Genomic DNA, 6,933 nt, shown 5'->3' with positions numbered 1-6,933 from the left:
CTACGCTGCCTGGACGCCAGCGGCCGATGGCACGAACTCTGGCCGAAGATCCACAACCAGACACGAACCGCCTGACCCGCCAGAACCAGCCGACCCTGATCGTCACCTACAAATCTGTCGTGCACCCGTTTCCGCGTTACGGCATCAGACTTGTCGGTCGGGGTCGATAGAGTTTGAGGGTCTGTCGGTCCCTGCTCGAAAGGCCAAGATCCCCTGTGGCTGATTCGTTCGTTCACCTGCATGTTCACACCGAATATTCGATGCTGGACGGGGCGGCGAAGATCGGGAAGCTAGCCGCGAGGGCGGCTGAGCTGGGGATGCCCGCGATCGCCATGAGCGATCACGGGAACATGTTCGGGGCGTATGAGTTCCAGAACAAGGTGACCGCGGCCGGGGTGAAGCCGATCATCGGGATCGAGGGCTACATCAGTCCCGAGTCCCGGTTCCACAAGCGGCCGGTCTTCTGGGGCGAGCCGCACCAGCGCAAGTCCGATGAGCGCACCGGCCTCGGCGGCGACGTGTCGGCCAGCGGGACGTATCTGCACAAGACGATGTGGGCGATCAACGCCCAAGGGCTCCGGAACCTGTTCCGGATCTCCTCGCTGGCCTCGCTCGAAGGCCACATGAAGAAGTATCCGCGCATGGACGATGAGCTGTTCGCGGAATATCACGAAGGCATCGTCGCCACCACCGGCTGCCCGTCCGGCGCGGTCCAGACCCGGTTGCGGCTGGGGCAGTATGACAAGGCCCTGGAACACGCCGCGAAATACCAGGAGATCTTCGGGCGGGACAACTACTTCCTGGAGATCATGGATCATGGTGGGATCCCGATCGAGACGGGCGTCCGCAGCGACCTGCTGCGGATCGGGGAGGCCCTCGGCATCCCCCCGCTGGTCACCAACGACTCCCACTACGTCACAGAAGACCAGTCCACCGCGCACGACGCGCTGCTCTGCGTCGGCACCAACTCCCAGATCAGCGACCCGAACCGGTTCCGTTTCTCCGGCAACGGCTACTACGTGCGCTCCGCCGAGGAGATGTGGGCGCTCGACCCCAACTCGGAGCTCTGGGCCCAAGGCTGCAAGAACACGCTCCTGATCGCCGAGCGCGTCGAGGCCTATGACGAGGTCTTCGCCCACCGCGACCTGGCCGCCAAGTTCCCGGTCCCCGAAGGGGAGACCGAGATGAGCTGGCTGCGCAAGGAGACCCAGCGCGGCGCGGTCCGGCGCTACGGCGACCCCGTGCCGGCGGAGGTGCTGGAGCGGATCGAATACGAGCTCGGCGTCATCGAGAACATGGGCTTCCCCGGCTACTTCCTCGTCGTCGCCGACATCTGCCAGTACGCGCGGGACAGCGGCATCTGGGTGGGCCCCGGCCGAGGCTCCGCCACCGGTTCCATGGTCGCGTATGTCACCGGCATCACCGAGCTCGACCCCATCGAGCACTCGCTGCTGTTCGAGCGGTTCCTGAACCCCGAACGAATCTCCATGCCCGACGTCGACCTGGACTTCGACGAGCGCCGGCGCGGTGACATGATCAGATATGTCACGGAACGCTATGGCGAGGACAACGTCTCGCTGATCATCACCTACATGACGATCAAGTCGAAGGCGGCCGTGAAGGACGCCGCGCGCGTCCTCGGCTATCCCTTCCCGGTCGGTGAGAAGATCACCAAGGCGTTCCCGCCCGCCGTCATGGGCAAGGAGATCCCGCTCACCGGCATCTTCGACGAGAAGCACCCCCGGTATGCCGAGGCCACCGAGCTTCGCAAGCTCTACGAGGACGACCAGGACGTCCGGCAGGTCATCGACACCGCGCTCGGCCTGGAGGGGCTGACCCGCGGCACCGGCGTGCACGCCGCGGGCGTCATCCTCTCCTCCCAGCCGCTGATCGACGTCATGCCGATCTTCATGCGCCCCGACGACGGCGCCCGCATCACCGGCTTCGACGGGCCCAGCAGCGAGAACATGGGCGCGCTGAAGATGGACTTCCTCGGCCTGCGCAACCTCACCGTCATCGGCGACGCGATCCAGAACGTGAAGAGCAACCGCGCCATCGACCTGGACATGCTCAAGCTGTCGCTGGACGACGAGAAGACCTACGAGCTGCTGGCGCGTGGCGACACGCTGGGCGTCTTCCAGCTCGACAGCTCGATGATGCGCGATCTGACGAAGCTGATCGCCCCGGCCCGATTCGAAGACATCTCGTCGGTTCTGGCCCTCGGCCGGCCCGGTCCGATGGGCGCGAACGCGCACACCAACTACGCGCTGCGCAAGGCCGGGCAGCAGGAGATCAAGCCGATCCACCCCGCGCTCAAGGAGGCCCTTGAGCCCATCCTCGGCACGACATACCACCTGGTCGTCTACCAGGAGCAGGTCATGGCCATCGCGCAGCAGCTGGCCGGATACACCCTCGGCGGCGCCGACATCCTGCGCCGGGCGATGGGCAAGAAGAAGAAGGAGGAGATGGACAAACAATGGGCCACCTTCTCCTCCGGAATGGTCGGCAAGGGCTACACCGAGGAAGCCGCCAAAGCCGTCTGGGACGTTCTGGAACCGTTCAGCTCCTACGGATTTAACAAGTCCCACACGGCCGGGTATGGACTCGTGTCGTACTGGACGGCGTATCTCAAGGCCAATTATCCGGCCGAGTACATGGCCGCCCTGCTCACCTCGGTCGGCACCAACAAGGACCGGATGGCGATCTACCTCGCCGAATGCCGCCGCATGAAACTCAAGGTCCTGCCGCCCGACGTCAACGAATCCGGGCTCCAGTTCAGCGCCGTCGGCGAGGACGTGCGATTCGGGCTCGGCGCGATCCAGAACGTCGGCGAGAACGCCATCAACGGCATCATCTCCGCCCGCAAGGCCAAGGGCATCTTCACCGACTTCAATGACTTCCTCACCAAGGTCCCCCAGGTCGTCTGCAACAAGCGCACCATCGAATCACTGATCAAGGCGGGCTCCTTCGACGGCCTCGGCCACAGCCGCCGCGGCCTCGTCCAGATCCACGACCAGGCCATCGACTCGGTCATCGACGTCAAACGCAAGGAGGCCGTCGGCCAGGACTCCCTGTTCGACGCCTTCGAGGACAGCGGCGACAACAACGTCTTCCACGTCGTCGTCCCCGACGGCGAATGGGACAAGAAGACAAAACTCTCCTTCGAGCGCGAAATGCTCGGACTGTACGTCTCCGACCACCCGCTCAACGGCGCGGAACGCGTGCTCGAACGCAACCGCGACCTCACCGTCGCCCAGGTCCTCGACGGCCAGGCGGGCTTCGGCAACGTCCGCATCGCCGGAATCATCTCCGGCGTCGACAAGAAGGTCACCAAGAAGGGCGACGTCTGGGCCATCCTCACCATCGAGGACCACGACGCCTCCATCGAGGTCCCCTGCTTCCCCAACACCTACCAGCTCTACGGCAGCAACCTCGCCCCCGACCTGGTCGTCTCGGTAACCGGCCGAATCCGCTCCCGCGGCGACGGCGAAGAGGCGACGGTCTCCTTCAACGCCATGGACATCACCTTCCTCGACATCTCCGGCATCCAGGCGGACGGCCGCGAGCCCGTCGTCATCGCCCTCCGCGAGGAACGCATCACCAAGGACTTAGTCAGCGAACTCAAACGAATCCTGACAATCCACTCAGGCGACACTCCCGTCCGCATCCGCGTGGAACGCCTCAACCGCAAAACCAACCTCCTCGAACTCCCCGACTACACGGTCAACATCACCAACGGCGCCTTCGCGGGAGACATCAAGGTCCTCCTCGGCGCCAACGCACTGATCGGCCCGTGACGAGCGCGGAGCGCGGTTGATCGGATCGCCGACGAGGCTGGGTTGGATAGGCGGAGCTCAGCGTCAAGATAGGCGTCCATCGAATCGAGGTCACCCTCGATTCGATGGGCGAGCTCACGCGAGGTAGTCGTAGGCTCGGGCGAAGTCGTCAGCCCAGGGCGTGTCGTGGCGGAGTTCGAACGCGTCGTACAAGCGATTCCTGGTCGAGTCGCGGTGCAGCCAGGCAAGGACAGGGTCGGCCAGGCGGGATCCGCCGACCCAGCCGGTCACCAGGTCGGCACAGTCGCCCTGCTCCGGCACCTAGCGGCGGCCCTGGACGCGGATGTCCGGCTGACTTCTGGTCATGATGTGGGCTCAATGTGGTTCGAAGCCCACGCGGCCCGATCTGCGGGCCCATCCGAGCAGATCACCCCGCTCGACTGATATTGGAACCAGCCCCGTTTCCGCCGCCAGGTCTGATTCACATGATCGACGCACTCGTAATGTGTAGGTCTGGGGTTCGATTCCCAAGGCGGCTTCACTCTTGACCAGGGGCGTTCTTCCTTCGGAAGAGGTGCCCTTCGTTGTGTTCGGCGGCCCGATCGTCCTCGTCTGCGGGCGACGCGGTCAGGCTTCGCTGGTGTGCCAGTGGATGCCGGTCAGCTCCTGCGAACGCTCCCACAGGCGACGGCCGAGTTCTGGATCTTGGGCTGCGGCCGACAGCTGCGCGAGTTGGGGATGTCCGGATCGTCCGCCCCGACCGTCAGGTCCGATGTAGGAACCGCCGGCGAGATCGGGCTCGGTCGCCGCGAAAAGCTGGGGCAGAGCTCCCATCTCTGGACTCTGCGCGAAGAGCTTGCCGGAAACGCGCATGGCGATTCCAGTGATCCCGTTGCCCTTGCTCTGCATCGGCGTGTTGCTGTAGCCCGGGTGCGCGAGAATACTGGTGATCGGCGACGATGACGACCGCTCGCGCCGGGCGAGTTCCACACCGAAGACCGCGTTGGCCAGCTTCGATGCCGAGTAGGCGGCGAGAGGTGTGTATTTCCGCGACCACGCGACATCGTCCAGATCAAGTTCGCCCTTCTCGTGCATGTACGACGTCACGGTGACCACCCGTGGCGCCTGCGACCGGCGCAGCGCCGGTTCCAGCAACGCTGTGAGCGCGAAGTGGCCAAGGTGGTTCGCAGCGAGATGGCGCTCTGCGCCCTGCGCGGTCACGGAGTGCTCGACCATGGAGATGCCCGCGTTGTTGACCAACACGTCGACGGACCTCTCCTCGCCGATTTCCTCCGCCGCCCGGCGGATCGAGTTCAGATTCAGCAGATCGACCTGACGAACCTCTACCTCAGCCCCGGGATACGCGCTACGCAGCGAGGACGCCGTCTCTTCTCCCCGTGCCGCGTCACGAACAGCGAGCAGGACCCGACCGCCGTGCGCCGCGAGCTCGCGCGCCGTCACCAGACCCAGACCGCTGGTCGCACCCGTCACGACGAAGGTGCGGCCGTTCTGTTCGGACATTCGGTCCGCGGTCCATCCGCTACCGCCCGGCTTGCCTGCGTTCGTTCTGGAACCCGTCGTCATCTCTTGATCTCACATTCCTTGTAGACACGATCTCGTTCGACCCGCTTCGGCAGGTCTGGGAACGTGGAGAAGCTAAACCTTTCCATTAATGTGAAGGTCAAGTGGCCGACGGCGAGGTGCGCCGTCTGCACGGATGCCTGGTTAAGGAGAGCGATGTGAAGATCGGGGACTTGGCCGCGAAGACGGGTGTCGCGCCGCGGCTGCTTCGTTACTACGAAGAGGTCGGCATCCTGCACCCGTTCCGGAGTGGCAACGGATACCGCACCTACGGCGAGCCTGCCATCGACCGTGTACTGCAGATCCGCGAACTCCTCGAAGCCGGCTTGACGACGGAGATGATCCGCGAGGTGCTGCCCTGCCTCGAGGCCGCGAAGGAAAAAGCGGAGGCCCCGGTATGCCCGGCGGGAAAAGATCTGGACGGACTGCGACGTCAACTCAGCAGCATCGAACGACGTATCGACGTGCTACAACGCAACCGGCACGCGATCGAGACATATTTGCGCGCCTTGGAGGACGCCACGGCCGCCGATGGAGTCCCGGGCCCGGTTGCGGAGTGACAGCGGCGACATGCCGAGATGCCCGGCAGGCAGGTATTCGAGGACGGCCAGCTCCTGGGGATTGAGTGGCAGTCGCGTCCCGGCACGGGTGGCGACCCGCTGGGTCGAGCGCCAGGTCACCGCGCACCAGCACGGCGGGCTGGGAACGCCGGCCGAGTGCCCGGATGCGAGCCACCAAATATGAGATGAGGGACCGGAAACTGGGCGCAGCTTTGCCGGTAAACACATGCTCATCAAAACCAAAGATTAACGATTAAGCGCGCTCATATAGCTCTGCCCGGAGCTGCGTGACGAGGACCATCGCGTGCGCGTCGGCATCCGGATTTGGGAGTCGGCGGCGCCTCCCGGCGCTGGGGCTGCGCGAGGCGGCGATGCCGTTCATGGAGGATCCGTACGCCGTGGTCGGCCACCATATCCACTCGGCGTCCTCGACGGCGCCGAGATGCTGTTCGTGGAGCGATCGTCGGCCCCGAGCGGGGCGTCAACATCACCCGCATCGCCGACCGGCTGCTGCTGCCGCGTGTGGCGCGAAAGCTCTGCTGGACGGCCGCAGCCCCACAGCTTTCGGCGGCTGAGGCGGGTCTGTGTCCGCCGTTACCAAGGTCGACCAGGTTCGCCCGCAACACGCTGATTCGATTAACGGATCGGTGCCTGCCGAAACATGCGCTTCACACTGTGGGCCTCGGGCCATAGGTTCGCAATATTCCCGCTGGGTCGTTCGGGAACTGCGCAGGACCGCTGCATGAATGGCGTCAAAAACATTTGAGGAGGCCTCATGCCTATCGCCGTATGCCAAAGGTGGCATGTCGGGTGACCGCGATCACGGTGAGCGGGCTGTCGAAATCTTTCGGCGGTGTCGTAGCGGTGGATGGCGTTTCGTTCACGGTCCCAGAGCTCCGGAAATTGAGCTCCGCGAGCCGTTGAATGTCGATCACGGGTTGATCGTGTAGGTGATGGGCCGGTCGTCGCCGGGTATCCGGGGCGGCTTGTTGTTGATCTCTTCGAGGAGCAGGGCG

4 protein-coding genes are annotated in these 6,933 nt (G+C 64.6%); 2 read left to right on the top strand and 2 right to left on the bottom strand.

Annotated elements, in window-relative coordinates:
• Nucleotides 1-215 precede the first annotated feature (215 nt).
• Entirely contained in the window at nt 216-3,797 is a 3,582-nt protein-coding gene (dnaE, locus tag ABGB08_RS53945) for a DNA polymerase III subunit alpha (protein WP_347608166.1), read from the top strand.
• A gap of 114 nt (nt 3,798-3,911) precedes the next feature.
• Here dnaE and ABGB08_RS53940 read toward each other — a convergent pair whose 3' ends face one another.
• Both ABGB08_RS53940 and ABGB08_RS53935 read right to left on the bottom strand, forming a co-directional pair.
• Nucleotides 3,912-4,097 carry a hypothetical protein gene (locus ABGB08_RS53940; RefSeq protein WP_347608163.1) on the bottom strand — a complete coding sequence of 62 codons (186 nt, stop codon included), beginning with the start codon at nt 4,095-4,097 and terminating at the stop codon, nt 3,912-3,914.
• Nucleotides 4,098-4,403: 306 nt separating this feature from the next.
• Nucleotides 4,404-5,360: an oxidoreductase gene (locus ABGB08_RS53935; protein WP_347608160.1), complete on the bottom strand. Its 957-nt coding sequence runs from the start codon at nt 5,358-5,360 to the stop codon at nt 4,404-4,406.
• Between the two features lie 101 nt (nt 5,361-5,461).
• On the opposite strand from ABGB08_RS53935, the gene ABGB08_RS53930 reads away from it, so the two are divergent.
• Nucleotides 5,462-5,917: a MerR family transcriptional regulator gene (locus ABGB08_RS53930; protein WP_347608157.1), complete on the top strand. Its 456-nt coding sequence runs from the start codon at nt 5,462-5,464 to the stop codon at nt 5,915-5,917.
• Nucleotides 5,918-6,933: the final 1,016 nt, after the last annotated feature.

This window comes from Acrocarpospora sp. B8E8, assembly GCF_039871605.1.
Lineage (GTDB): Bacteria > Actinomycetota > Actinomycetes > Streptosporangiales > Streptosporangiaceae > Acrocarpospora > Acrocarpospora macrocephala.
Note: the sequence above shows the minus strand (reverse complement) of the source record. Positions and strands in the feature narration are given on the sequence as shown.

Coding starts and splice junctions, on each gene's coding strand:
- ABGB08_RS53935 (WP_347608160.1), bottom strand. CDS start 5,360: ATGACGACGGGTTCCAGAACGAACGCAGGCAAGCCGGGCGGTAGCGGA.